Source organism: Micromonospora sp. KC723, from assembly GCF_004348595.1.
Taxonomy (GTDB): Bacteria; Actinomycetota; Actinomycetes; order Mycobacteriales; family Micromonosporaceae; genus Micromonospora.
This window is the reverse complement of record NZ_SMKD01000001.1, coordinates 77,583-102,342: the sequence shown is the minus strand read 5'-3', so window position 1 is coordinate 102,342 and position 24,760 is coordinate 77,583. Positions and strand designations below refer to the sequence as shown.

Genomic DNA, 24,760 nt, shown 5'->3' with positions numbered 1-24,760 from the left:
GCGCCCGTCTGGATGACTCCTGCGTCGGGTCACCCCAGATCCCGCCCTGGGGTCAGCGGAGCGAGGCGCGGGCGGAGAAGGCGATGCTGGCCAGCAGGAAACCGCCGTTGACGACGGTGAACGCCACGACCACCCAGAAGGTGAGCGCGGGAGCCAGCATCAGCACCAGCGCCGCCACGAAGATCACCGCGCCGTAGTCCCGGACCAACTTGACCAGGCGTACCGGCAGGGAGGTCGAGGTGACCATGCTGGCCGCGTTCGGCCCGGACTGCATCACCGAGGTCACCAGGTTCACCATCCAGGTGCCGGCGAAGACCGCCACCAGCCAGGACGGCGTCCCCGGGCGCTGCGCCACGGCGGTCGCGCCGAGTGCCGCCACCAGGGCGATCTGGGCCGCCACGTCGCAGAGCACGTCCACCCGGGCCCCCGCCGGGCTGCCGGTGCCGGTGACCCGGGCGAGCTGACCGTCGGCGCAGTCCAGGGCGTACGCGATCTGCCAGCCGACCAGCGCGACCAGCCCGACCACCCAGGCCGGGACGTCGCCCCCGGCGACCCGGGTGGCGAGCGCCACCACGATCACCGAGGTGGCCAGGCCGAGCACCAGGTTGGTGATGGTCAGCGCGGTCGGGCGTAGCCCGAGCCGCTGGGCGACCAGCGCGAAGACCGCGCCGATCCACTGGCTGATTGACTCGCTGAACAGGCCGCCACCCCGGTTCACCCGGTGGAAGTCGGCGACGGTGGGACGGGGCTCAACCACAGTGGTCGCGGATCGCACCGGCGTAGTCTGCCAGCCGCTCCCGCGTCTCGGAAGGCGACATCGCCAGGTGCTCCAGGATGGTGTACCGGTCCGGCCGGGTGCCCGGCGCGAACCGCACCGCCTCGACGAACTGGTCGTCGGTGAGCCCCACGTCGGCGGGGAGCCGGGGCAGTTGGTGCCGGGCCAGGCAGGCCGACATCTCCGTGAACCGGCGGCGGTCGCCGCGTAGCCAGGTGCAGAACAGCGCCCCCAGGCCGGCGAGTTCGCCGTGCGAGGCGGTACCGGGGTAGAGCGCGTCGATGGCGTGCATGATCTCGTGGCAGCCGCCGCTGGCCGGCCGGCTGGTGCCGCAGACCGCCATCGCCAGGCCGCTGGAGATCAACGCCTCGGCGAGCACCGTGACGAACGCGTCGTCGGTCATGTCGCCGGGGTGGGCGAGCACCGCCTCGGCCCCCATCCGGGCCAGCGAGGCGGCCAGCCCGTCGACCGGCTCGCCCCGGACCTGGCGGGCCAGCTCCCAGTCGGCCAGGGCGCTGATGTTGCTGACGGCGTCGCCGATGCCCGCCCGGTTGGTCCGGTCCGGGCCACTCTCGACGAAGTCCAGGTCGACGATGACCGCGATCGGGATGTGCACCCCGTAGGACCCCTTGTGGCCCTCGCTGACCAGGCTGGCTACCGGCGAGGCGATGCCGTCGTTGGCCAGACTTGTCGCGACCGACACCATGGGCAACCCGCGCCGGGTCGCCGCGTACTTGGCGACGTCGATCGTCTTGCCGCCGCCGATGCCGACCACCGCGTCGTACGACCGGGCGCGCAACTTGGCCCCCAGGTCGTCGGCGGCCTCCAGGGTGCCGCCGACGACGGTGAACACGTCGGCGGAGCGCAACGACGGCCGGATCAGCTCGGCGATCTGCTCGCCCTGACCCGGCCCCACCACCACCGCCACGTCACCGCCGGCCGAGATCCGTCCGTCGGCGAGGATCGCGCCCAGGTCGGCCACCGCTCCCCGCCGCACGTCGATGTGCAGCGGGGTGAGCACCGTGCGGGCTAGTAGCGGCACGCGATCTCCCGCGCGCGGGCCAGATCCTCGTGGTTGTCGACCTCGACCCAGGCCACGTCCCCGATCGGCGCCGCCCGCACCTCGCCGCCACGGTCGGCGAACTCCTGGTAGCCGTCCTCGTAGTAGAGGTTCGGGTCGCGCCGCCAGGTCGCCTCCAGCGCGTCGGCGAGCCCGTCGGCCACCTGCGGCTCGATCAGCGTCGCGCCGATGTACTCGCCGTACGCCTCGCCCGGGTCCATCAGCTTGGTGATCCGGGTGAGCTGGCCGGCGGCGTCGAAGGTCGTCTTCATCTCCTCCTCGGCCAGCGTCTTGATGGTGTCGACGGCGAGCAGGATGCCCGGGCCGCGCTCGGCCAGCAGGGTCTTCTCCACGCTCACCGGGTGCACCGTGTCGCCGTTGACCAGCAGCACGCCCCGGGCGAAGTGCTCGCGGGCCAGCCAGAGCGAGTAGGCGTTGTTCCACTCCTCGGCCCGGTCGTTGTGCACCAGGGTGAGGGTGACGCCGTAGCGCCTCTCCAGCTCCACCTGGCGGGTGGCGACCGCGTCGGCGGCGTACCCGACGACGATCACGATCTCGGTCAGCCCCACCTCGGCCAGGTTGCGTAGCGCGATGTCGAGGATGGTGGTGTCACCGTCCACCGGCACCAACGCCTTGGGCAGCGTGTCGGTGTACGGCCGCAGCCGGCGTCCCGCGCCGGCCGCCAGCACCATCCCGATCATGCGGGGTCCTCCCTCGTACGACTCCCAGGTCACCGTGGAGGATAGCCGCGCGTGACGACGGGCCCTTCGCCAACCGGACGATCAGCCGGGTAGGGCGGCCAGGTCGGCCAGCACGGCGAGCCGCTCCTCGGCGTCGAGGCCAATGTACGGGCCGGCGGCGCGACGATCCGTCTCCAGCTCGATCGCCCGGTGTTCCGGCCCCGGCGGCAGTTCGGTGACGCTGGCGGCGGTGTGTCCGGCGGCGGTCCAGGCCGCGGCGTGCGCGTCGGCCCGGTGGTAACGCAGCGCGCCGGTGCGGTTGAGCAGCAGCACACCGGGTGGGGTGCCGTCCGGTTCGTGCGGCGGCGCCATGGTGGCGAAGGCTCGTCCCGGCTCCGCGTCCGGCTCTCCGGCCAGCAGCAGCGCGTGCCCGAGCACCCGGCCGAACGCCTCGGCCAGGCGCAGCACCCGGTCGTCGTGCCCGGCCCACAGCTCCTCGGTCACCTCGGCGTGCACCTGGTAGATCTCGGCGAGGAACCCGGCGCCGCGTTCGGTGGCGGTGAAGCCGCCGTCCGGCCGCCGGGTGATCATTGCGTGGGCGACCTGCTTGTCCAGGGCCCGTTGGCAGACGGCCGGGTCGCGGTACCGGGTGACGGCGGCGAAGCCCGGACCGTCGACGGCCCCGCCGGGCGCGGCGAGCCGGGTGCGGAACTCGACCAGGAAGCCGGTGGCGGCGGGCCCGCCGTACCGCTGGCTCAGTTCGGCGCCACCGCCGTCGCGGCCGGCGAGCATGCCCGCGACGAAGACCCGGTCGACCGCCGGGGCGACCAGCCCGGCGAACCGGTGCGGCGGGAGGTCGACGCCCGGGTTCACGGACCGGTCGACCGGAGCGCGGCGCCGGCGTCCCGGTGACCGCCGCCGCTGTCCCGGAAGGTGGGAAGCCGGGGCCGCTCGGCCGGCTGGGGGTGGAGGGACAGGTGGGCGTCGTCGTCCACGGTCAGCGCGCCGGCGCAGCGGGGAGGCTCGGGGGGCACAGGGAGGACAGTAGCGAGCGGATCCGCCTCGCGCCGCCGCCCGCTCTTGTCCCGGCCTGCCTGCGGGCCCACCATGTGGGTGCCGGGTGCCACCGTCCCACAGGGGTGATGTGTGATGCAGGTTCGGGAAGCGATGTCCAAGCAGGTTCTCGTGGTCGGCCCGGAGCACACGCTCCGCCAGGCGGCCCGGATGATGTCGGCCCGCCGGGTCGGCTCGGCGGTGGTGATCGACCCCGACTCCGAAGGGGTCGGCATCATGACGGAACGCGACGTGCTCAACGCCATCGGGGCCGGGCTCGACTGCGACGTGGAACGGACCAGAGCGCACGTGAGCTGGGACGTCGTCTACGCCGGTCCGGACTGGACGGTGGAGGAGGCTGCCGCGGCGATGGCCCGGGGCGGGTTCCGGCACCTGGTGGTGCTCGACGGCCAGGAGGTGGCCGGGGTCATCTCGGTACGCGACCTGATGCGGGTCTGGTCGCAGGCGCGGCAGGCGGTCGGCTGACCGGCCCCGCCCGGGGGCTGGCGGAGCGGCCCCCGGCCGGGGCGGACGGAGCCCGCACCAGCGCAGCTCCGCCCGGTGATCACCTGCCCGCATGTTGAACTTGGCGTGTACGCCGGCCGCGGCGGCCGGGGCAGGCCCTAGGCTCGTGCCCATGACCGCCGAGCAGTTGATCTCGTTCGCCCGTGGCGCGCCCTCGCTGGACATCGTGGATGTCGAGGGTCTCAAGGCCGCCGCCCTCCGCGCCTTCGACGCCGACCCCGCCGGGGTCACGGCGTACGGCACCTCCGTCGGTTACCCTCCGCTGCGGAAGTGGATCGCGGAGAAGCACGGGGTGGCCCCGGAGCAGGTGCTGGTCACCAACGGCTCGCTCCAGGCGGACGCGTTCCTCTTCGACCACCTCGTCCGGCGTGGCGACGCCGTGGTGGTGGAGCGCCCGACGTACGACCGGACCCTGCTCAACCTCCAGAAGATGGGCGGCGAGATCCACGGCGTCTCCGTCGAGCCGGACGGCCTGGACACCGCCGAACTGCGTAAGCTGCTGGAGTCCGGGGTGCGGCCGAAGCTGGCGCACGTCATCCCGAACTACCAGAACCCGGCCGGTGTGACCCTCTCCCTGGAGAAGCGACGCGAACTGCTCGACCTGGCGGCCGAGTACGGGTTCACCCTCTTCGAGGACGACCCGTACGCCGACATCCGGTTCCGTGGTGAGGCGCTGCCGTCGATGCTCTCGCTGGACACCCGTGACGTGGTGGTGCACGCCTCCAGCTTCACCAAGACGGTCTGCCCCGGGGTCCGGGTCGGCTACCTGGTCGGGCCGGCGGACCTGATCGCCGACATCGCCAGGAAGGCGACCAACCTCTACATCTCGCCCGGCATGGTCTCCGAGGCGATCGTGCACCAGTTCTGCGTCTCCGGCGACATCCAGCGGTCGATCGAGACGGTCTCGGCCGCCCTCGGTGAGCGGGCCCGGGTGCTCGCCGAGTCGCTGCGCCGGCACATCCCCGAGGCCAGCTTCGTCGAGCCGGACGGCGGCTACTTCCTCTGGGTGGAGTTCCCGCAGGACGTGGACGTGGAGAAGCTCGCCCCGGCGGCGGCCGAGCGCGGCGTCGCCGTGGTGAAGGGCAGCGACTTCATGGTCGACGGCGGGCGGCACGCGCTGCGGCTGGCCTTCTCGGCGGTGACCCTGGACCGGATCGACGAGGGTGTGCGTCGTCTCGCGGAGGCGGTGGCCGCCACCCGCGGCTGAATATCTGTCGGATTTCCGACAGTCGTACGGCGACGGCCGGTTCGGGTATCCCCCGGGCCGGCCGTCTGCCTCACAATGCTGCGAGCGTCGCTCGTATCCCGGCTCGACCGGGACGCTCCCGTACGGCGGCGACGCCCACGGCATCACCCCCGCCCCCACCGGCGACGGGTGGGCCGGGCCGCCCCTCACCCCCCTGACCGCGGTCCGGCCCACCCGGAGCCATGCCACGCCGACTCCTGCGTCCACGTCCGGCGGAGAGCGGCCGGGGTGACGCCCGTCACCGCCACCGGCCGGCGGGGCGGGGCCGGCACGGCGGCGTACCCTGCAAGCCGCAGCACCGTGGGGAGGAGGACGCCGTGACGGATCGCAGCCAGCGGGAACGGTCGACGCAGCACACCGGGCGGGTGCTCAGCCCCCGCGCCTGGGCGGCGCCCGTCCGCGCCATGTCCCGCATCCTCAACGCCGACGGGTCCCCGCGCACGCCCGAACCGGCCGGGCCGGGCCGCAGTGGCGTGGTGGACTGCGCCCTCTACGTCGGCGGGGAACGGCAGCCCGGCCCGTGGCACTACGCCGACGCGCGGGAAGCCGCCCGCAGGGAACCTGACGCGTTCGTGTGGTTGGGGCTGCACGAGCCTGACCTCGCGGAGATGACCGCCATCGCCGAGACGTACGGCCTGCACGAGCTGGCGGTGGAGGACGCGGTCAAGGCGGAGCAGCGACCCAAGCTGGAGCGCTTCGGAGAGGTCAGCTTCCTGGTGCTGCGGACCGCGCGCTACTGCGAGCACACCGAGCTGACCGAGAACTCCGAGGTGGTGGAGACCGGCCAGGTCATGCTCTTCATCGGACCGGACTTCCTGATCAGCGTCCGACACGGGGACGCCTGCCGGCTCGCGCCGGTCCGCGCCGACCTGGAAGCCAAGCGGGAGCTGCTGCGGCACGGCAAGTGGGCCGTGGCGTACGCGATCACCGACCGCGTGGTCGACCACTACCTGGAGGTCGCCGACCGGCTGGAGGACGACCTCGACGTGTTGGAGGCCGACGTCTTCGCCCCCCAGGGCAGCGGGCGGATCCAGCGGATCTACCAGATGAAGCGGGAGCTGGTGGAGTTCAAGCGGGCGGTGGTGCCGTTGCAGCGACCGCTGCTCACCCTCGTCGCCGAGATCAACCGGGAGGTGCCGGGGGAGGTTCGGCGTTACTTCCGCGACGTGCAGGACCACCTCAGCCGCACCGTGGAGCAGGTCAACTCCTACGACGACCTGCTGAACTCGATCCTGCAGGCGCGGCTGGCGCAGGTCACCGTCGACCAGAACAACGACATGCGCAAGATCGCCGCCTGGGCGGCCATCGCCGCGGTGTGGACCGCGTTCGCCGGCATCTACGGGATGAACTTCGAGAACATGCCCGAGCTGGAGTGGACGTACGGCTATCCGGGCGTGCTGGCCATCATGCTCGCCGTCTCGATCTCGCTGTACCGCTGGTTCCGCCGCAACGGCTGGCTCTGACGCCGGCGGCGGCCGGCGGGGCCGACCAGGCCGGAAACGCCGGTGGCACGGGGATCACCCCGCGCCACCGGCGACATCCGTGTCAGTGACGGCTGCCGGATTTCGCCGTGCCCTTGCCGAGCGCCTTGGACACGTCGTCCGCCGGTCGGCCGGAGACGTCGGTGGCGCCCTCGGCGACCGAGGGCACCGTGTCGTCGGCGTGCACCTTCGGCTGGGTGCCGGGGGTGGTGGTCGAGGCGCTGTCCCCGCCGGCCACCGCCGAACTGCCCGCGCCGGTCGGGCCACCGGCCGTGCCGGCGGCGCTCGACGCGGTCGAGGAGTCGGTCGCCGGGCCGGAGGCCGTGGGCGTCTGCACCACCAGGGTGTCGACCTCGTCGCTGATCGGGTCGACGGAGCGGGTGGGGTCGTACTCGGCCCACTCCTGCTGCTCGCGGCGGCGGCGCGCGGCCATGACGCCGGCCACGCCGGCGATTGCCCCGGCGGCCAGCAGGCCGGTCATCATGCCGCCCCGCGACTTCCGGCGCTTCTTGAGGTTCCTGGCCTTCGCCTTCCGGCTCATCGCGTCCTGCCTGGCGGCGGCGACCTTCTTCCCGGCCACGATCCGACCCGCCGCCCCGGCCTGCGCGGTGCGCACGGACAGGGCCAGCGGGGCCAGCGCGGCGATCGCCGACCCGACACCGCTCGACGCCTTGTCCCGCACCATGACAGCGGTCGGCGCGACGGCGCCCCGGGCTGCCTGGACCCGCGGGCCGACCGTGGCGCCGGCACCCTTCGCGGCGTGCGCCGCGGCCTGCCTCAGGTGACCGATTCCTTGGTTGAGCTCGACCCTGGCGAGCTGCCCCTGGGTCTTGCGCCGCCCGATTCCAAACACGGTCCCACCTCCTGGGAGTCGTTCCCTCGTCATCCTCCACCTTCGGATGCCTCCGCACTGCCAGATCGGGCACATGGGAGGATCCGCATGGAACTGACCAACGAGTGAGGAGTACCCGTGGCCGAGGCTGTCTACGCCACCCTGCACACCAACGCTGGCCCGATCCGGCTGGAGCTCTTCCCGAACCACGCGCCGAAGACCGTCCGCAACTTCGTGGACCTGGCCGAGGGCAACAAGGAGTACGTCGACCCGCGCACCGGTCAGCCGGGCAGTGGCCCGTACTACGACGGGACCATCTCGCACCGCGTGATCAGCGGCTTCATGATCCAGATGGGTGACCCCACCGGCACCGGCCGGGGCGGCCCGGGTTACAAGTTCGGTGACGAGTTCCACCCGGAGCTGCGTTTCGACCGGCCGTACCTGCTGGCCATGGCGAACGCCGGGCCGGGCACCAACGGCTCGCAGTTCTTCATCACCGTCGCGCCGACACCGCACCTGAACAACCGGCACACCATCTTCGGGCAGGTGGCCGACGAGCAGTCGGTGAAGGTGGTGGACAGCATCGCGAACACCCCGACCGGCCCCAACGACCGGCCGTTGCAGGACGTGGTGATCGAGCGGGTCGAGATCGAGTACAAGGGCTGAGGGCCGGCCCGAGGTACCTTTGCACGCATGACTGAACGCCCCGGGCCGGCCGGCGACGCCACCGGCGGGTCGATGCCGACCACGCCGGTCTGCTACCGCCACCCCGACCGGGAGACGTACGTCCGGTGCAGCCGCTGCGACCGACCGATCTGTCCGGACTGCATGCGGGACGCCTCCGTCGGCCACCAGTGCCCGGAGTGCGTGGACGAGGGACGCCGGAGCGTACGGCCGGCACGTACCGCCTTCGGTGGCGGTGCGTCCGGCCGTCGCGGCCTCGTCACCCGGACCCTGATCGCGCTCAACCTGCTGATGATGGTGCTCTCCATCGCCAGCGACCGGGGTGGCGACGCGATGGCCGGCGGCTCCGGCCTGGGCGGCCTGCTCGGCGGCAGCACGCCGCTGACCCAGTGGGGCGCGGTGATCGGCTACGCCTCGTACGTCGACTTCGGGCCGCTGCACGGCGTCGCCGCGGGCGAGTGGTACCGCCTGGTCACCGCGATGTTCCTGCACTACGGCCTGGTGCACCTGCTGCTGAACATGTGGGCGCTCTGGGTGCTGGGGCGCGACCTGGAGGCCCTGCTCGGGCCGCTGCGCTTCCTCGCCCTCTACCTGGTCGCCGGTTTGGGCGGCAACATCGCGGCGTACGTGTTCAGCGCCCCCAACACCGCGTCGGCCGGTGCCTCGACCGCGGTCTTCGGTCTCTTCGCCGCCGTGTTCGTGCTGATGCGCCGGCTCGGCCGGGACACCTCGGCGATCCTGCCGATCCTGGTGATCAACCTGATCTTCACGTTCACCGTGCCGGGCATCTCCATCCCGGGGCACGTCGGTGGCCTGCTCACCGGCGCGGCGATGGGGTGGGTGCTGGCGTACGCGCCACGGATGCGCCGGGCGGTCTTCCAGGCCGTGGGGGCCGGGATCGTCCTGGCGGTCCTGCTCGGCCTGGCAATGGTGCGGACGGCGGCGCTGCTCGGCTGAACCGGGCCGCGTCGCCCCGGAGCCGCCCCGCCGGACGGTCGCGGGCTCAGTCCGGCCGGGCCGCGCGCAGCGTCTCGGCCACCTCGTCGGGCGGGGCGTCCAGGTCGTGGCGGCCGAACAGGTGCAACGACTCCCCGGCGTCGATCTCCAGCGTCTCGGCGGCCAGCCCGAACCGGCTGCGCCGCGCCACGCTGACCGTCTCGATCGCGGCCCACGGCAACCGCCGCCGGCCGGCAAGGCCCTGGATCACGGTGACCCCGTCCGCGTCGGCGGCGAGCCGGACCGGGACGAGCAGATCCCGGGTCGCCCATCCGGCCAGCCCGGCGGCCATGACGAGCGACAGCGCCAGGGCGACCCGGTCGGCGCCGGAGAGGAACACGCCGAGAGCGGCGAGCGCGACCGCGCCGACGAGCTTCACCGCCGGCAGGGCCGGCGGCACCCGCCACTGGTGGGTCGACGACGATGGGGACCGCACACTCCCAGGATGCCAGCACGGCGGCGGACGGCCCGCCCGGGCAGGACGTACGATCGACGGCAGGGCGAGGTTACCCGGGAGTAGTCATGAGTGACGCAGTCATCGTCGGCGCGGTACGGACCCCGGTCGGGCGGCGCAACGGCAGCCTGGCCGACGTGCACCCGGCCGACCTCTCGGCGCACGTGCTGCGGGCCCTCGCCGAGCGCACCGGCATCGACCCTGACCAGGTCGACGACGTGGTCTGGGGCTGCGTCTCGCAGGTTGGCGAGCAGTGCTGGAACATCGGCCGCACCTCGGTGCTCGCCGCCGGCTGGCCCGAGTCGGTCCCCGGCACCACCCTGGACCGGCAGTGCGGCTCCAGCCAACAGGCACTGCACTTCGCCGCCGCGGCCGTGGCGTCCGGCCAGGCCGACCTGGTGGTGGCCGGCGGTGTCGAGTCGATGACCCGGGTGCCGATGGGCGCCAACGTTGTCGGGGGCAACCCGTTCAGCGACCAGGTCCGGGCCCGCTACCGGGGCGTCGAGGGCTTCGCCCACGACGAGCCCGTCCCGTTCCACCAGGGGGTCGGCGCCGAGCTGATCGCCGCCCGCTGGCACTTCTCCCGTACCCAGCTCGACGAGTTCGCCCTGGCCAGCCATGAGAAGGCCGCCGCCGCCCAGGACGCCGGGGCGTTCGACCCGGAGCTGGCCCCGGTACCGCTCGCCAACGGCGGCGTGTTCGCCGCCGACGAGGGCATCCGACGGGACACCACGCTGGCGGCGCTCGCCGAGCTGAAGACCCCGTTCCGCGCCGACGGCGTGGTCACCGCCGGCTCCGCCTCGCAGATCTCCGACGGGGCCGCCGCCCTCGCCGTCACCACCAGCGAGTGGGCCAGCCGGCACGGGCTGCGGCCACTGGCCCGCGTCCACACCGCCGTGGTCGCCGCCGACGACCCGGTCGCCATGCTCACCGCGCCGATCCCGGCCACCGCCAAGGCGCTGCGCCGCGCGGGGCTGGGCATCGAGGAGATCGGGGTGTACGAGGTGAACGAGGCGTTCGCTCCGGTCCCGCTGGCCTGGCTGGCCGAGACCGAGGCCGACCCGGAGCGGCTCAACCCGCGTGGCGGCGCGATCGCCCTCGGCCACCCGCTCGGGGCCAGCGGCGCCCGGATCATGACCAGCATGCTCCAGCACATGCGGGACAACGACATCCGGTACGGCCTGCAGACCATGTGCGAGGGCGGGGGCATGGCGAACGCCACCGTCGTCGAGCTGCTCTGAATTCGCTGGCTGTCCCGGAGGGCTGCGCCTAGCCTGCGGACGTGACGACTCATCCCGTTCCCGACTGGACGGACCCCCGGTGGCGCGAGGGCGCCCTAGCCTGGGTCACCGACGCCCTCGGCCGGCGTGGCCGCCGGGTCACCGGCCCGGTCGAACCGCGCGTCCGCCCCTGGTCGCTGGTCTGGCGGGTGCCCACCGACGCCGGTGACGCCTGGTTCAAGGCCAACAACCCGGGGACCCGGCACGAGGCGACGCTCCTGGCCGGGTTGGCCCGGCTCGTCCCGGGGCGGGTGCTGGAACCGGTCGCCGTCGACCCGCGGCGGGGCTGGGCCCTGTTGCCCGACGGCGGCCCGAGCCTGCGGGAGGTCCTGGCCGGGGGCCAGGACCTGACGCACTGGGAGCGGCTGCTGCCCGGGTACGCGGCGCTTCAGGCCACCGTCGCCCCGCACGTCGGTGAGCTGCTGGCCGACGGGGTGCCCGATCACCGGCCGGAAGAGCTGCCGGGGCTGTTCACGGCGCTGCTCGACGACACCGAGGCGCTGTTGCTCGGCACGGCGGCCGGCCCGGACGCCGGGTCGTACGAGCGGCTGCGGGCGTACCGGGGAGAGTTCGCGGGGCTGTGCCGTCGGCTCGCCGAGGTCGGGGTGCCGGCCAGCATCCAGCACGACGACCTGCACGACGGCAACGTCTTCGTCGGCGACGACGGGTACCGGTTCTTCGACTGGGGGGACGCCTCCGTGGCGCACCCGTTCGGCACGCTGCTGGTGACACTCCGCTCGGTGGCGCACGCCCGCGGGCTGGATCCGGGCGACCCGGCGCTGTTGCGGCTGCGCGACGCGTACCTGGAGTCCTGGACCGACCGGTACGACCGGGCGACCCTGCGCGAGGCGGCCGGGCTGGCGGTGCGGGTGACCGTGGTCAGCCGGGCGCTGTCCTGGCGGCGCGCGCTGGACACCGCCGACCCCGGGCGGGCCGAGTACGTCGAGGCGGTGCCCGGTTGGCTCGGTGAGCTCTTCGCGCCGCTGCCGGTCTGACGGTTCTCCGCACCTCCCCTGTGGACATCGACGGGGTGGACAGTCGGGGCATCGGCCCGGCAGGATCTTCCGGGTCGGCGTCGAGCGCGGTCCACGTGCGCTCCGCCGGGTGATGATTTACACAGAACGGGGAACCCGTGACGACGACCTGCGCCCGACCGGGCCCGCTTCGGGCCGCCCGCCGGATGCTCACCGCCGCCGTGGCCGGGGTGCTGCTCGCCACGACGGCGGTCACCGGCGCGGCCGGGCCGGCCCGGGCCGCCGGCTACTCCGGTCCGCACCCGGGCACCTTCACCGGGCTCGGGTTCGACACCTGCGCCGCGCCCTCGGACGCCGCGATGACGGCGTGGTTGAAGTCGCCGTACCGGGCGCTCGGCATCTACATCGGCGGGGTCAACCGGGGTTGCAGGCAGGCCAACCTGACCCGGGACTGGGTGGCGAGCCAGCAGGCCAGGGGTTGGCGGTTCTTCCCGCTGTACGTCGGCCTCCAGGCGCCCTGCTCGTCGTACAGCCGGCGGATCGACCCGGCCCAGGCGGGGGCCCAGGGGAGGGCGGCGGCCGACGACGCGGCGACGAGGGCCGGGGAACTCGGCCTCGCCGCGCACAGCACGATCATCCTGGACATGGAGCGCTACCCCGCGGGCAACGCCGTCTGCTCGACCGCGGTGCTGGAGTTCAGCAGCGCCTGGACGACCCGGCTGCACGAGCACGGCTACCTGTCCGGCCTTTACACCGACGTCGCCTCCGCGGGCCTGGCCGACCACGTGGCCGCGTACTCCCGGCCCGGGCACGTCCGCCCGGATCTGCTCGACTTCGCCAACTGGGACGGCGTGCGGACGACGACCGACCCGAAGATCCCGTCGAGCCACTGGGTGCCGAAGCGGCGGATGAAGCAGTACCAGGGCGACCACCACGAGACCTGGGGCGGCGTCAAGATCAACATCGACAGCAACTACCTCGATGTGGAGCTGCCGGTCCGCCACCGGACCGCGAGGGTGACGCCGGGCCGGCCCTGGGTGCGGGTGTTGTGGTCACAGGTGGCCCGGGCGATTCGCTGACCAGGTGACCCGGCTGCACGGCGACGCCGCGGGCCGGTCGACGTCGCACCGTCGGTGCGACGGGCGGCATGGAACTTCCAGAAAGTCGACAGTGACCCACGTCACTCCAGGTCACGGTTCGTTGGGCAGGGCATGGACGTCTTCTCGCGAACGTTCCTCCCGGCCGCCGCCGAGACCGGACTGGCGGTCCAGACGGTGAGTCGGCACATGCCCGTCTTCCGGCAGTGCGTGGGCTCCGGCGACGCGACCATCCTGGTCGCCCGGTGCAGCCGTCCCGACCGGCCGGTCTCCGGCGAGTACCTGCTCCTGCTCACCCATCGGCGTCTGGTGGTCACCCAGCAGACCCGGGTGTTGCACCGACTCCGCCTGCACCTCAACACCGAGCTGCGCGAGCTGAGCCACGTCACCTGGAGCCCGGACCCGCGCACCCAGTCGGTCACCCTGGCCGCCACCGCGATCGACGGCGTACGCGAGCGGTTCGTCGTCCACACCCCACACCCGAAGCAGGTGTGGCACCTCGACACCCTGCTCCACCACGCCTTCCGTACCCGGCTGCGCCCGGCCACGGCACGGGTCGTGGCCACCGTCGGCGAGGTGTCGGCCTTCGCGCCGGGCCTGCGTCCGCTGCCGGCTCGCTGACCAGCACCCGACCCTGAGATCGACTCGGCTTGCGGCATCCCGGGTTCCGGATCGCCGGACACGCCCCGGCGCCGCGACTGGCGCGACCCTGGTCGGCGCGACCCCGGTCAGCGGACGGGTGGCAGGGCGTAGCCGACGTAGTCGCGGAACTCGATCCGCCAGCCCGCCGGGACCAGCTCTCCGCAGGCGGTACGGCTGCCGGTGCAGACGATCGCGTCGACCGAGGCCGGGTCGGCGGGCGGCCGGTCCGGCAGTACCGACTGCAACGCCACCAGCTCCGGCGGCCGACCGTCGGCGTCGCGCAGCAGCAGCCACCAGGGGTACTCCCAGTTGTCGTTCTGCTGCACCAGCCCGATCCGGCGGGCCCCGCTGGCCTGGACGGCCGTGGCGGCCCAGCGGAACTCGTCGGCCCACTGCGGGCGGCGCAGGAACCGGGTGTCCCACTCGGAGGTGGTGAAGACCGAGCCGGCACCGACCAACCGGCGCGGGAAGCCGTACGACAGGGTCAGCACGCCGGCCAGGGCGGAGGTGGCCAACACGGTCACCGCCAGCGACACCGCCACCGGGCGGCGTCCCGGGGCGGGCCGCCGCCGGAACAGCGCGTCCAGCCAGAGCCCGGCCAGCGGCACCGCCGCCACCAGCGCGTACACGAGCAGCCGGTTTCCCCAGGTCTGCCACTTGATCATCGAGGTGTGCAGCACGACGGCGACCACGACCGCGGTCGCGTACGCGCGCAGCGCCCCGGCGCGCTCCGGACTGATCCGGGCCGGGCGGGCCAGCGCGAGCACCGCTCCGAGCAGCGCCAGCGACCCGGCCAGCGGAAAGGACACCCGGTCCTCGTCCGGGTACCAGGCGGGCACCGGGAAGATCTCGCGACCGAAGGTGATGTCCCGGTCCTGCGGGTCGATCCCGACCGCCCGGGCACCCTCCATGATCGCCCCGGCGGTGCCGTCGCGCAGCGGCGCCAGCGGGGTGTCGAACGCGGTGTGCCCGATCCGCAGCGCGTTGACCAGGATCGCGGCGGGATCGTGCCGCTCCATCGGGATGGACTCGCGCAGCCGGGGCGGACCGAGCGGGTGACCGAACTCGGCGGTCACCCGGGCCAGGAACGGGCCCACCACCGTCGCCGCGACCGTCAGCAACAGCAGGGAGCCGGCCACGGTCCGGGCCGCCCCGACGCCCGGCCGCGCGCCCCGCGCGCCGGGAAGCGCCAGCCGGAGCTGTGCGACGCCCCAGAGCACCAGCAGCGGGCCGACCGCGATCAGCCCGCTGGTCTTGGTCAGGGCGGTCAGGCCGGTGGCCGCGCCGAGGGCCAGCAGGTCGGCCACGCTTGCGCGCCGACGCAGGCCGTCCAGTGCCAACGTTCCCGCGCAGGCCGCCCACGCGGCGGCCACCAGGTCGGTCTGGGTGCTGGTGGCCTGGAGCGCCACCATCGGGGTGGTGGCGATCAGGAAGGCGGTGAGAAGCTGGGCGCGCCGGCCGCCACCGAGCTGGGCCGCCACCCGGGTGGCGGCCACCAGGCAGCCGATCCCGGCCGCCCACTGCACCAGGTTGTACAGCGCGTCCCCGCCGGTGAGCAGGCGCAGGTGCAGCAGCAGGTACTCGGCGCCGGGCGGGATGGTCACCTGGCGGTGGATCGCGGTGGGCCAGAAATCGAGGCTGCCCTGCGCCACCCAGTGCTCCACCTTGGGCAGGTGGTAGGTCTGCGAGTCGTAGTTGTTCGGCTCGGCGAGCAGCGCGACGAGCAGCTCGACCAGCACCATCCCGACGACGGTGCCGGCCAGCAGCCACTCGCCCCGGCTCGCCGTACGGCGGAAGTGGGCCAGCCGGGCGCGGGCGCCCGTCGTCGCCGCGACGCCGCCACCCGCGGATGGCCGCCGCGCGCCGCCCTGGCCACCGGGTGGGTCGGACGGCCCGCGCCCCCCGGTGGCAGCACCTTCGGTGGCACCGGCCACGGCCGCGCCGACCAGCGCCTCCCGCCGGGCGACGGCGACCGTGGCGCCGGCCCGTCGGCGTCGTCGTGCGGCCACGACCACGCCCAGGAAGAGCAGCCACGCCAGCGCGACGGCCGGCGCGGTCAGCGCGCCCGCCGCGCCGAGCAACTCCACGGTGAGTACGGCATAGACGCCGGTCGCCAGCGCGGCGCGGACGGCGGCCAGTCGCAACGACCCGACCACGTCGCCGTGGCGGGGACGCAGTACGGACGTGAGCACGACGAACGCGGTGACGGACGCCACCACGACCAGGGAGCCGGCTGCCGACATGGGCGGAAGTAAACACCATCCGCCTGAATGAGCGCCTGCCGGACGGGCGTGGCGGCGGGGTCTACACCGTCGGCCTGCCAGGCTAGGCTATCTCCGACTCACTGTGCCCACCGTGGAGACGATCCCCGTGAAGCTCTCGATCCTCATGCCGGTCTACAACGAGGAGGAACGCATCGCGGACGCCCTCAAGCAGGCGTTGGCGGTCGACTACCCGTGCGAGATCGAGCTGCTGGTGGTCGACGACGGCAGCCGGGACGGCACCGGCGAGATCCTCGGCCGGGCCGACGACGCGCGGTTGCGGGTGATCACCCACCAGCGCAACGCGGGCAAGGGCGCGGCCATCAGGACGGCGGTCGACAACGCCGAGGGCGAGTACATGGTCATCCTCGACGCCGACCTGGAGTACGACCCGCAGGACATCCCACGCCTGCTCGACCCGGTGCTCGACGGTCGGGCCACGGTGGTCTACGGAAACCGGACCTTCGGCAGCCACAGCGCCTACAGCTTCTGGTACGTGATGGGCAACAAGGGCGTGACGATGGCCGCCAACGTGCTCTTCAACTCCTACATCGGCGACCTGGAGACCTGCTTCAAGCTGATGCCGGTGGAGCTCTACCGTTCGCTGGACATCCGCTCCCGAGGCTTCGGCATGGAGGCGGAGGTGACCGGCAAGCTGCTGCGCCGGCGGATCCGCCCCTACGAGGTGCCGATCAGCTACCGGGCGCGCGGTCGCGAGGAGGGCAAGAAGATCACCTGGAAGGACGGCGTCGAGGCGCTCTGGATCCTCGGCCGGGAGCGTGCCCGCCGCCGTCCCGCCGCCTCAGCCCGCTGACCCCAGGAACGCGTCCACCGACCGGCGCAGCCCGGTCGGGTCCAGCCCGTGCCAGCGCTCGTGGTGCTCGGCTGAGCCGTAGCGGCGCAGCTCCGCCCGGCCCACGCCGAGGCTGAGCAGCCGGTGTGGCCGGTCGGCCAACGCCTCCGACACGACCCGGGTCGACGTCCCGGCCAGGTAGGGCTCCACCAGGATCACCTCGGTGCCGGCCAGCGCCCGCAGGCCGGCGGTGTCGAACGGACGCGGGCGATGGGTGTAGGCCACCGTCACCGGTCGGTCGGCCACGGCCGCCAGCGCGGCGTCCAGCACCGGGCCGACCGCCACCAGCAGCGCCGCGTCGGGCCCGGCGTCGCGGACGACCACCAGCTCACCGTCACCGGCGTAGGCCCGCGTGTTGACCTGCGTGGACAGCCGCAGGTACGCCGAGTCCTGCCCACACACCGTCCGCCGCAGCAACCCGGGCACCTCGTCCGGGTGCCCCGGCACGTGCACGGTCCACCCGTGCAGGGTGTCGATCAGGCTGACGTCGGCGGGGGCCAGGTGGGTACGGCCCGCTGCCGCCCGGTCGTACGACGTCCCGATGCTGACCAGCACCGCGCCGACGCCCTGGTGGTCGAGGTCCAGCTTGATCTGCTCGTACGCCCGCTCGACCAGGAACGGGGCGTAGCTGTGCACGATCGGCCGCTGCCCGGTGAGGGCGAGCCCACCGGCCACCCCGATCATCAACTGTTCCCGGATTCCGACGTTGACGATCCGGTTCGGATACCGTGCCGCGGCCGGCGCGAACGCGGCGGCGGAGATGTCGGCCAGCACGATCGTGGTCCGTGGGTCGTCCAGGAACCCGATGGCGGTGTCGACGAACGCTTCCCTCATCATGGCTGCTCCCCGTCGGTGACGACCGCGACGACGACGTGCGGCCGGTGCCCGTCGTGCCCGGTGAGGGCGGTGTGCAGGGCGTCGCGGTCGCGCCCGTCGACGGTGGCGGCGGTCCACCCGTTGACGGTGAACCGGCTGGCCACTCCGCCGGGCCAGCCGTGGCTGGCGGAGCGGTTGTCCAGCACGATCGCGGTCAGGTTGGCCAGCCCGGTCGCGCCGGCGTACGCAATCGCCTCGTGGTTGGCGCCCTCGTCGAGTTCGGCGTCGCCGAGCAGCACGTACACCCGGGGTGTGGTGCGGCCCTGCGCCCGTAGTCCGAGCGCGGTGCCCACGCCGAGCCCGAGGCCGTGACCGAGTGAGCCGGAACCGATCTCCACGCCGGGGACGAGCAGCCGGTCGGGGTGGTCGCCGAGGCGGCTGTCCGGTCCGCCCTGGTCGTCCAGCCAGTCGTCGTGGAGAAAGCCCTTGGCGGCGAGGACGGCGTAGTAGCCGGCGACGGCGTGCCCCTTGGACAGCAGGAAACGGTCCCGGTCCGGGTCGTCCAGACTCTGCGGGGTGATCCGCAGGATCCGGTCGTAGAGCACCCACAGCACGTCGATGGTGGAGTACACGTTCGGGCCGAAGTCACGGCCGGCGCGGAGCCGTTCCAGCGGGGTGCCGACCGGTCCGGGCAGGATTGCCACGGGCGGGGAGGTAGCGGTCGTGAGCGTCATACGGTTAGCCTGCAAGTTGAAGCTAACTTCAACTCAAGGCGACTGATGCAGGAATCACTCACCATCGGGCAGCTCGCCGCCCGCAGTGGGGTGGCCCCTTCGGCCCTGCGCTACTACGAGCGGCTCGGCCTGATCCGGGCCGAGCGTACCGGCGGCAACCAGCGCCGGTACGCCCGTACCGAACTGCGTCGGGTGGCGTTCGTGCGGATCTCCCAGCAGGTCGGCATCCCGCTGGAGGAGATCCGCGAGGCGCTGGACTCGCTGCCCTCCGCCCGGACCCCCACGCCGGAGGACTGGGCCGCGCTCTCCCGAGCCTGGCGGGAGCGGCTGGACCAGAAGATCAGCCTGCTCGGCAAGCTCCGCGACGACCTGGACAGTTGCATCGGCTGCGGCTGCCTGTCGTTGCAACGCTGCAAGCTCAACAACCCCGAGGACTCGCTCGCCCGCGAGGGCCCGGGCGCCCGACTCGTCCTACCCCGCCCCGCCCCCTGACCGCGAGCCGCGGGGCGCGCTGTCAGCCGAGGGTGAGCAGGATCTTGCCGAGGTGGTCGCTCGACTCCATCAGCCGGTGCGCTTCGGGCGCGTCCGCCATCGGCAGCCGCCGGTCCACGATCGGCCGGATCGTGCCCGCCTCCACCAGCGGCCAGACCTGCTCGCGGACCCCGCGTACGATCTCGGCCTTGTCGTCGGCAGGCCGGGAGCGCAACGCGGTGGCCGCCACCGACGCCCGCTTCGCCAGCAACGCGGCCAGGTCCAGCTCGGCCTTCCGGCCGCCCTGCAACCCGATCACCACCAGCCGCCCGCCGTCGGCCAGCGCCGCCACGTTCCGCCCCAGGTAGGAGGCGCCCATGATGTCGAGGATGACATCCGCGCCCCGGCCGTCGGTAACCCGCCGGACCTCCTCGACGAAGTCCTGCTCCCGGTAGTCGACGGCGTGCGTGGCGCCCATCTCGCGCAGCCGCTCGTGCTTCGCCGCGCGGGCGGTCACCACCACGGTCGCGCCGAGGGCGCTGCCGAGCTGGATCGCGAACGTGCCGATTCCGCTGCCGCCGCCGTGCACCAGCAGCGTCTCGCCCTTGCCGAGCCGGGCCAGCCGTACCACGTTCGACCAGACCGTGCAGGCCACCTCCGGTAGCGCCGCCGCGTCCACCAGGTCGACCCCGGCCGGCAGCGGCAGCAGTTGCCCGGCCGGCACGGCCACCCGCTCGGCGTACCCGCCGCCGGCCAGCAGCGCGCAGGCCTCCTGCCCGACCTCCCAGCCGGTCACCCCGGGGCCGAGCGCGGCGACCACGCCGGAACACTCCAGACCCGGGTACGCGGGCGCGCCCGGCGGCGGTGGGTAGTGGCCCTGCCGCTGGAGCAGGTCGGCCCGGTTCACCGCGCTGGCGCGTACCGCCATCACCACCTCGCCCGGGCCGGGCTCCGGATCGGAAACCTCCGCCCAGACCAGTGCCTCGGGTCCGCCGGGTTCCGGAATCGTCATCGCACGCATGGCCCAGTCTTACCCGATCCACCGCCGCCGCCACGCTCAGCAGGGAATCTCAACCAGTGGCATCCCCAGGCTGGCCGGGGCCACTGTGGACCGAGCCGATGGGTGACCGGGGTGGTGGCCGAGCTGCGCCGTCGGGCCGCCCGTTCAGTCGGGGGTGGTACCTGCGCGCGGCCGGAACGCTCGCGTGGCAGACTAGGCACCGACCGTACGCCCGTGGGTGACGGTCCGGGAGGGTTCGCCTAGTGGCCGATGGCGCTGGTCTTGAAAACCGGTAAGGCAGCGATGTCTTCGTGGGTTCGAATCCCACACCCTCCGCCTGTGGATGACCCCTCGTTGCCGTCGGCTCGGCCTGCCCGCCGGGCTGAACGCTGGCGGGCGGTCGAGCGACCGGTCGCGGCCCGGGCACGGGCGCTTTCGGTTCGGTCGGCCGCTTCGGAGGGGTATGAAGGTCAGCAGACATCCGCACCGGAAGGATCCTCGATGACCCTGGAACGACCGATTGCCCCGGACCCGTACGAACTGCTGCCGACTGTTCCGTCGTTCACCCTGACCAGCGACGACGTGCGCAACGGCGAGCCGATGGACGCGCGGCACGCACACGGCAGCGCCGGCGGCGGGAACGTCTCCCCGCACCTGGCCTGGTCGGACTTCCCGGACGGCACGCAGAGTTTCGTGGTGACCTGCTTCGACCCGGACGCCCCCACCGGCAGCGGCTTCTGGCACTGGGTGCTGGTCGACGTGCCCCCGTCGCTGACCGAACTGCCGACCGGGGTGAAGGAGGCCGACCTCTCCGGCGCGTTCAGCGTCCGTAACGACTACGGCGACACCGGCTACGGTGGCGCCGCGCCGCCAGCCGGTGACCGCCCGCACCGGTACGTCTTCGCGGTGCACGCGGTGGACGTCGAGCGGCTGAACGTCGGCCCGGATGCCAGCCCGGCCTACGTCGGCTTCAACCTGGCCTTCCACACCCTGGCGCGGGCGGTCATCCGCCCGACGTACCAGGTCCAGCAGTGACCGGGGCGGGGCCTCCGCGTCGGCGGGGGCCCCGCCGACGCGGGTGCGACCTCAGCCCGGTACCCGGGCGACGGCGAAGACGGACTGGCCGAACGGCGGGCGTACCCGCTGCTCGACCGCCTTGGTGGCGGGGAGCACAAGGGTGTCGTAGACCTTCACCATCGGGCCCTCCTTCGGCATCAGCCGGAAGACCTTGGTGGCCATGAAGTAGCCGATGAGGCCGAGCGCGTTGGCGTAGTGGATGGTCTCCACCGTCAGGCCCGCCTCGGTCATCGCCCCGGCCAGCGTCTTCTTGGTGTAGCGGCGCACGTGGCCGGTGGCGATGTCGGCCGGGCTCATCGCGAACTGGAACGCCGGCACGATGATGATCACCTTGCCGCCCGGCCGGACCAGGTCGCGCATGCTGCGCAGCGCGCCGACGTGGTCCTCGATGTGCTCCAGCACGTTGTACGAGACGGCGGCGCTGTGGTCGCCCCCCTCGGGGTGTGGCAGCAGCATCTGCCGTACCTCGATGGAGGGATTGTCGGCCAGGCGCTCCTTGAGCTGGACCAGCCGGTCCGGATCGGCCTCGGTGGCGGTGAACCGAGGAACGTGCTGGGACCACTCCAACGCGTAGTCGCCGAGGCCGCTGCCGATCTCGATGGGGTTGTCACCGAGGTGGGGCACGGCCAGCTCGACGAACCATCGGCGATGGTTGACCGCCGTCGCCAGGCCCTCCAGCACCTCCGACTGGACGCGCTGATCCCCAGTGATTTCTGCCATGCGTCGATTCCTCACGGTATGACTCGATCCGCACCTGGACCGACTGAGTGAACCATCCGCATGTTGCGCGGAGGAAACGGGGCACCGTGGTGGCCGAAATGCGGTCGGGTTGGCACGTGATCGACGGTCGGCGAACCCGGCACATAGTACGGCAGTACCCCGAAACATGTCACGTCACCGCCATAGGCCAACTACGCTCCGAAATATCATGACTACTCCCGAATCGGGCCCCGGGGTCGAACGATCCGGTGGCGGAAACGCCGAGGTCGGCGGCGGGGGCGTACGTTGGCGGGAAGGGCGGCGGTGGGACGTCGTCGCCGTGCTCAGCTTCGCGGCGGCGGCCTTCTGGGTGACCGCGCGCCTGTGGTTGCGACCCGGCAGCGGCCTCCGGGACAACCGCTCGGACCAGCCGCAGTTCGAGTGGATGATGGCGCACGGCGCACGGGTCGTGACCGAATTCGCCTATCCGTTCGGCTCGGACCGGATGAATGTGCCCGACAACGTCAACTTGATGGCGAATACATCCGTATTGTCCATTTCGTTGCCGTTGACGCCCGTCACTGTCGTATTCGGGCCGCAATGGTCGTTTCTCATCTTCCTCACCCTGGGAATGGCCGCCACCGGCACGAGCTGGTATTTCTTTCTCTCCCGGCGGGTGACCCGGTCCCGCGCGCCCGCCTGGCTGGGCGCCGCGTTCTGCGCCTTCGCCCCGGCCATGGTGTCGCACGCCAACGCCCATCCGAACATCGTGTCCCAGTTCGTCGTACCGTTGCTGGCCTGGCGGACCCTGCGCCTCGCCGATCCGGGCCGCTGGCTCCGTAACGGCATCCTGCTCGGCCTGCTGATCGTCTGGCAGGCGTTCCTCAACCTCGAAGTCCTGTTGATGACCGCGATCGCGCTCGGCGTGGTGGTGCTCGCCCTCGCCATCGGCCGGCCCGCGCTGCGCCGGCGATGGCGGACCTTCCTCGCCGGCCTCGGGATTGCCGCGGCACTCGCCGCGGTGCTGCTGGCGTACCCGCTCTACGTCCAGCTCTTCGGGCCCGGCTCGTACCACGGGCTGTCCCGACTGATCCGGGGCTACCGCACCGACCTGGCCGCGTTCGTCGCCTGGTCCCGCGAATCGCTGGCCGGTGACGCCCGTTCCGTCGGCCCGCTGGCCAAGAACCCCACCGAGGAGAACGCCTTCTTCGGCTGGCCGTTGGTCGTACTGGCCGTCGCCCTGTTCGGCTGGCTGTGGCGCAACGCGCTGGTACGCGGCCTGGCCGTGCTCACCCTGCTCTTCGCGGTGCTGTCGCTCGGACGGGAGGTCCAGCTCAACGGGCGCAACACGGGTGTCCCGGGCCCGTGGGCCGCGCTGGAGAACCTGCCGCTGCTGCACTCGGTGGTGCCCACCCGCTGGTCGCTGGCGATCACCCCGATCGTCGGGGTGCTGCTCGCGCTCGGCGCCGAGCGGGCCCGCCGGCTCGTCCGGGAACACCCGGCCGCCCGACGGCAACTCCGCTTCGCCACGGTCACCGCGCTGGCCATGGCGCTGCTGCCGCTCCTGCCGACGCCGCTGCCCACCTACCGCCCCGACCCGGTGCCAACCTTCGTCACCTCCGGCGCCTGGCGTCCGTACGTCGCCGGCGGGCGCAGCGTCGTCACCCTGCCGCTGCCCGACAACACGTACACCGAGCCGCTGCGCTGGGCGTCCCGGACCCGGTTGGAGATGCCGCTGGCCCGCGGTTACTTCCTCTACCCCGACACCCGTCCGTGGTCGGCCGAGCCGAATGCCGCCCTGTTCACCGCCCCGTACCGGCGGACCAGCAACTTCTTCGGCCACGTCGCGCGGACCGGGGAGATCCCGCCGATCACCGCCCGGGACCGGGCGACCGCCGTCACCGACCTGCGCCACTGGCGGACCGGCGTGGTCGTCCTCGGCCCGCACCCGCACGCCGACCAACTGCGCACCGCCATGACCGCGTTGACGGGGATCACCCCGACCTTCACCGGCGGGGTGTGGGTGTGGAACGTCCGGCCGCTGATCGGCTGACCACCGCGAGGCCGCCCCGGCCAGGCCGACGTGTGACGTCAGGCGGAACGGACGCAGCAGCCCTGGCAGATCTTCGGGCTCGGCAGGGTGAAGGCGAGGCAGCAGGTCCGCCGCTGCACCGTCGGCTCCCCGCCGGGGCCGGGCACCAGCTCGACCAGGTCGGCCAGGTCGAGGACGTCCAGCAGGGTGTCGACCGCCCGCACCGAGGAACCCGGCAGGGCGTCCGCCGCGCGCAGGACGCCGTGCGCGATCCCGGAGGCGACCGAGCCGAGCAGCGTACGGGCACCGACCCGGACCTCCGCCTGGATCGCGGCGATCACCGGGGCCAGGTGCGCGTCGAGCAGGGAGGCGCGCAGCACCCGGAGCAGTTCCGCCTCGCCGTCGACCACCCGGACCTCGGCGGGCCCGGACAGTGCCAGTGGGTCGTGCGGGAGCACGGCGACGCGGGTGGAGGCACGCAGGCCCATGGTGAGCAGCTGGTGCTGGTCCTCGAAGTGGATCAGCACGTCGGCTGGTTCGAGCAGCGGTACGCGGCGCGCCGACGCCCAGCCGAGCACCGCCGGCAGGGCAACCCAGTAGCTGTAGGACTTCCAGGCCAGCGCGGCGCAGGCGTGCGGGGTGCCGCCCCAGCGGCGGGCCGCCGCGTGCAGAAACTCGGGCATCAGGGTGCCGTCGACCAGGCTGGTCGCCGGGCTCCACCCGGTCTCGTCCGCCACCAGCAGGCCCGGCGCGAGGCCGGGCAGGTCGTCGGTGCCGAACATGGCGCGGAGGGTGGTGGTCACCGGGGCGAGCGGCGGGGCGAGGTCTTGCCTCGGCATCACCGCTGTCACCGGATCGTTCCCCTCGTCCGAAGCGTCATCGTTACTAAGGCTAGCCTAACCATAGCGTTCGCGTTAGGGGAAGCCTCACCAAAGAACGAAGAGGCCCGGGTCACTCCGCTGGCGGCGTCGACGCGGACCGGCCCGGGCCCGCGTACTACCCGATCGGTCATGAGCAAAACTCGTCTGGTGTCAAGAC

The 24,760-nt window shown here is 72.9% G+C and carries 26 protein-coding genes and 1 tRNA gene; 14 read left to right on the top strand and 13 right to left on the bottom strand.

Annotation, left to right across the window (positions count from 1 at the left end; translation table 11 throughout):
• Window positions 1-52: 52 nt before the first annotated feature.
• The 5 genes from E1165_RS00495 to E1165_RS28715 all read right to left on the bottom strand — a co-directional run bounded on the left by E1165_RS00495 (window position 53) and on the right by E1165_RS28715 (window position 3,549).
• Window positions 53-775, bottom strand: coding sequence for a CDP-alcohol phosphatidyltransferase family protein (locus E1165_RS00495; protein WP_132386509.1), 723 nt, complete (start codon window positions 773-775; stop codon window positions 53-55).
• The gene (locus E1165_RS00490; protein WP_132386507.1) at window positions 750-1,817 is read right to left on the bottom strand and encodes an iron-containing alcohol dehydrogenase family protein; all 1,068 of its coding nucleotides are present in this window, start codon (window positions 1,815-1,817) and stop codon (window positions 750-752) included. The genes E1165_RS00495 and E1165_RS00490 overlap by 26 nt, the downstream gene beginning before the upstream one ends.
• Complete coding sequence (locus E1165_RS00485) at window positions 1,805-2,536, bottom strand: sugar phosphate nucleotidyltransferase (protein ID WP_132386505.1); 732 nt, start codon at window positions 2,534-2,536, stop codon at window positions 1,805-1,807. Before E1165_RS00485 ends, E1165_RS00490 begins: the two co-directional genes overlap by 13 nt.
• A gap of 81 nt (window positions 2,537-2,617) precedes the next feature.
• Window positions 2,618-3,388, bottom strand: coding sequence for a hypothetical protein (locus tag E1165_RS00480; protein ID WP_132386503.1), 771 nt, complete (start codon window positions 3,386-3,388; stop codon window positions 2,618-2,620).
• A complete protein-coding gene (locus tag E1165_RS28715; protein WP_165945081.1) occupies window positions 3,385-3,549 on the bottom strand; it encodes a hypothetical protein in 165 nt (54 codons plus the stop codon). The genes E1165_RS00480 and E1165_RS28715 overlap by 4 nt, the downstream gene beginning before the upstream one ends.
• A 115-nt stretch (window positions 3,550-3,664) precedes the next feature.
• Here E1165_RS28715 and E1165_RS00475 point away from each other — a divergent pair, with 115 nt between their 5' ends.
• The 3 genes from E1165_RS00475 to corA all read left to right on the top strand — a co-directional run bounded on the left by E1165_RS00475 (window position 3,665) and on the right by corA (window position 6,802).
• Entirely contained in the window at window positions 3,665-4,054 is a 390-nt protein-coding gene (locus E1165_RS00475) for a cyclic nucleotide-binding/CBS domain-containing protein (RefSeq protein WP_132386501.1), read from the top strand.
• Between the two features lie 151 nt (window positions 4,055-4,205).
• On the top strand, window positions 4,206-5,300 hold the full coding sequence (locus E1165_RS00470) for a PLP-dependent aminotransferase family protein (protein WP_132386499.1): 1,095 nt from the start codon (window positions 4,206-4,208) through the stop codon (window positions 5,298-5,300).
• 356 nt (window positions 5,301-5,656) lie between these two features.
• Window positions 5,657-6,802: a magnesium/cobalt transporter CorA gene (gene corA / locus E1165_RS00465; protein ID WP_132386497.1), complete on the top strand. Its 1,146-nt coding sequence runs from the start codon at window positions 5,657-5,659 to the stop codon at window positions 6,800-6,802.
• A gap of 82 nt (window positions 6,803-6,884) precedes the next feature.
• Here the strand turns inward: corA and E1165_RS00460 are convergent, their stop codons facing one another.
• Window positions 6,885-7,706, bottom strand: a complete 822-nt coding sequence (locus E1165_RS00460) for a hypothetical protein (RefSeq protein WP_132386495.1) — start codon at window positions 7,704-7,706, stop codon at window positions 6,885-6,887.
• A gap of 84 nt (window positions 7,707-7,790) precedes the next feature.
• Here E1165_RS00460 and E1165_RS00455 point away from each other — a divergent pair, with 84 nt between their 5' ends.
• Both E1165_RS00455 and E1165_RS00450 read left to right on the top strand, forming a co-directional pair.
• Window positions 7,791-8,318, top strand: a complete 528-nt coding sequence (locus E1165_RS00455; protein WP_132386493.1) for a peptidylprolyl isomerase — start codon at window positions 7,791-7,793, stop codon at window positions 8,316-8,318.
• Between the two features lie 27 nt (window positions 8,319-8,345).
• Window positions 8,346-9,293, top strand: a complete 948-nt coding sequence (locus E1165_RS00450; RefSeq protein WP_371687281.1) for a rhomboid family intramembrane serine protease — start codon at window positions 8,346-8,348, stop codon at window positions 9,291-9,293.
• A 46-nt stretch (window positions 9,294-9,339) separates the two neighbouring features.
• On the opposite strand, the gene E1165_RS00445 is transcribed toward E1165_RS00450, so the two are convergent.
• Complete coding sequence (locus E1165_RS00445) at window positions 9,340-9,768, bottom strand: PH domain-containing protein (protein ID WP_132386491.1); 429 nt, start codon at window positions 9,766-9,768, stop codon at window positions 9,340-9,342.
• An 86-nt stretch (window positions 9,769-9,854) separates the two neighbouring features.
• Between E1165_RS00445 and E1165_RS00440 the strand changes: the two genes are divergently transcribed.
• From E1165_RS00440 to E1165_RS00425, 4 genes are all read left to right on the top strand, one after another.
• Window positions 9,855-11,027: an acetyl-CoA C-acyltransferase gene (locus E1165_RS00440; protein WP_132386489.1), complete on the top strand. Its 1,173-nt coding sequence runs from the start codon at window positions 9,855-9,857 to the stop codon at window positions 11,025-11,027.
• A gap of 41 nt (window positions 11,028-11,068) precedes the next feature.
• Entirely contained in the window at window positions 11,069-12,061 is a 993-nt protein-coding gene (locus E1165_RS00435) for a phosphotransferase (RefSeq protein ID WP_132386487.1), read from the top strand.
• Window positions 12,062-12,198: 137 nt separating this feature from the next.
• The gene (locus tag E1165_RS00430) at window positions 12,199-13,119 is read left to right on the top strand and encodes a DUF1906 domain-containing protein (protein WP_132386485.1); all 921 of its coding nucleotides are present in this window, start codon (window positions 12,199-12,201) and stop codon (window positions 13,117-13,119) included.
• A 132-nt stretch (window positions 13,120-13,251) separates the two neighbouring features.
• On the top strand, window positions 13,252-13,758 hold the full coding sequence (locus tag E1165_RS00425; RefSeq protein ID WP_132386483.1) for a hypothetical protein: 507 nt from the start codon (window positions 13,252-13,254) through the stop codon (window positions 13,756-13,758).
• 107 nt (window positions 13,759-13,865) lie between these two features.
• Here the strand turns inward: E1165_RS00425 and E1165_RS00420 are convergent, their stop codons facing one another.
• Window positions 13,866-16,022, bottom strand: a complete 2,157-nt coding sequence (locus tag E1165_RS00420) for a DUF2142 domain-containing protein (RefSeq protein ID WP_132386481.1) — start codon at window positions 16,020-16,022, stop codon at window positions 13,866-13,868.
• Window positions 16,023-16,149: 127 nt separating this feature from the next.
• On the opposite strand from E1165_RS00420, the gene E1165_RS00415 reads away from it, so the two are divergent.
• The gene (locus E1165_RS00415; protein WP_132386643.1) at window positions 16,150-16,854 is read left to right on the top strand and encodes a glycosyltransferase family 2 protein; all 705 of its coding nucleotides are present in this window, start codon (window positions 16,150-16,152) and stop codon (window positions 16,852-16,854) included.
• Here E1165_RS00415 and E1165_RS00410 read toward each other — a convergent pair.
• On the bottom strand, window positions 16,843-17,727 hold the full coding sequence (locus tag E1165_RS00410; protein ID WP_132386645.1) for a transketolase family protein: 885 nt from the start codon (window positions 17,725-17,727) through the stop codon (window positions 16,843-16,845). The genes E1165_RS00415 and E1165_RS00410 overlap by 12 nt on opposite strands.
• On the bottom strand, window positions 17,727-18,443 hold the full coding sequence (locus E1165_RS00405) for a transketolase (protein ID WP_132386479.1): 717 nt from the start codon (window positions 18,441-18,443) through the stop codon (window positions 17,727-17,729). The genes E1165_RS00410 and E1165_RS00405 overlap by 1 nt, the downstream gene beginning before the upstream one ends.
• Before the next feature lie 45 nt (window positions 18,444-18,488).
• On the opposite strand from E1165_RS00405, the gene soxR reads away from it, so the two are divergent.
• Window positions 18,489-18,935, top strand: a complete 447-nt coding sequence (gene soxR / locus E1165_RS00400; RefSeq protein WP_132386477.1) for a redox-sensitive transcriptional activator SoxR — start codon at window positions 18,489-18,491, stop codon at window positions 18,933-18,935.
• Between the two features lie 22 nt (window positions 18,936-18,957).
• On the opposite strand, the gene E1165_RS00395 is transcribed toward soxR, so the two are convergent.
• Window positions 18,958-19,935: an NAD(P)H-quinone oxidoreductase gene (locus E1165_RS00395; RefSeq protein ID WP_132386475.1), complete on the bottom strand. Its 978-nt coding sequence runs from the start codon at window positions 19,933-19,935 to the stop codon at window positions 18,958-18,960.
• Between the two features lie 228 nt (window positions 19,936-20,163).
• On the opposite strand from E1165_RS00395, the gene E1165_RS00390 reads away from it, so the two are divergent.
• Window positions 20,164-20,250, top strand: a tRNA-Ser gene (locus E1165_RS00390).
• A 165-nt stretch (window positions 20,251-20,415) separates the two neighbouring features.
• Entirely contained in the window at window positions 20,416-20,949 is a 534-nt protein-coding gene (locus E1165_RS00385; RefSeq protein WP_132386473.1) for a YbhB/YbcL family Raf kinase inhibitor-like protein, read from the top strand.
• Window positions 20,950-21,000: 51 nt separating this feature from the next.
• Here the strand turns inward: E1165_RS00385 and E1165_RS00380 are convergent, their stop codons facing one another.
• Window positions 21,001-21,711 carry a class I SAM-dependent methyltransferase gene (locus tag E1165_RS00380; RefSeq protein ID WP_132386471.1) on the bottom strand — a complete coding sequence of 237 codons (711 nt, stop codon included), beginning with the start codon at window positions 21,709-21,711 and terminating at the stop codon, window positions 21,001-21,003.
• Window positions 21,712-21,919: 208 nt separating this feature from the next.
• Here E1165_RS00380 and E1165_RS00375 point away from each other — a divergent pair, with 208 nt between their 5' ends.
• Window positions 21,920-23,743 (top strand): hypothetical protein, encoded by a 1,824-nt coding sequence (locus tag E1165_RS00375; protein WP_243704514.1) that lies wholly within the window; start codon window positions 21,920-21,922, stop codon window positions 23,741-23,743.
• Window positions 23,744-23,781: 38 nt separating this feature from the next.
• Here the strand turns inward: E1165_RS00375 and E1165_RS00370 are convergent, their stop codons facing one another.
• The gene (locus E1165_RS00370; RefSeq protein ID WP_132386469.1) at window positions 23,782-24,561 is read right to left on the bottom strand and encodes a ferric iron reductase; all 780 of its coding nucleotides are present in this window, start codon (window positions 24,559-24,561) and stop codon (window positions 23,782-23,784) included.
• Window positions 24,562-24,760 lie beyond the last annotated feature (199 nt).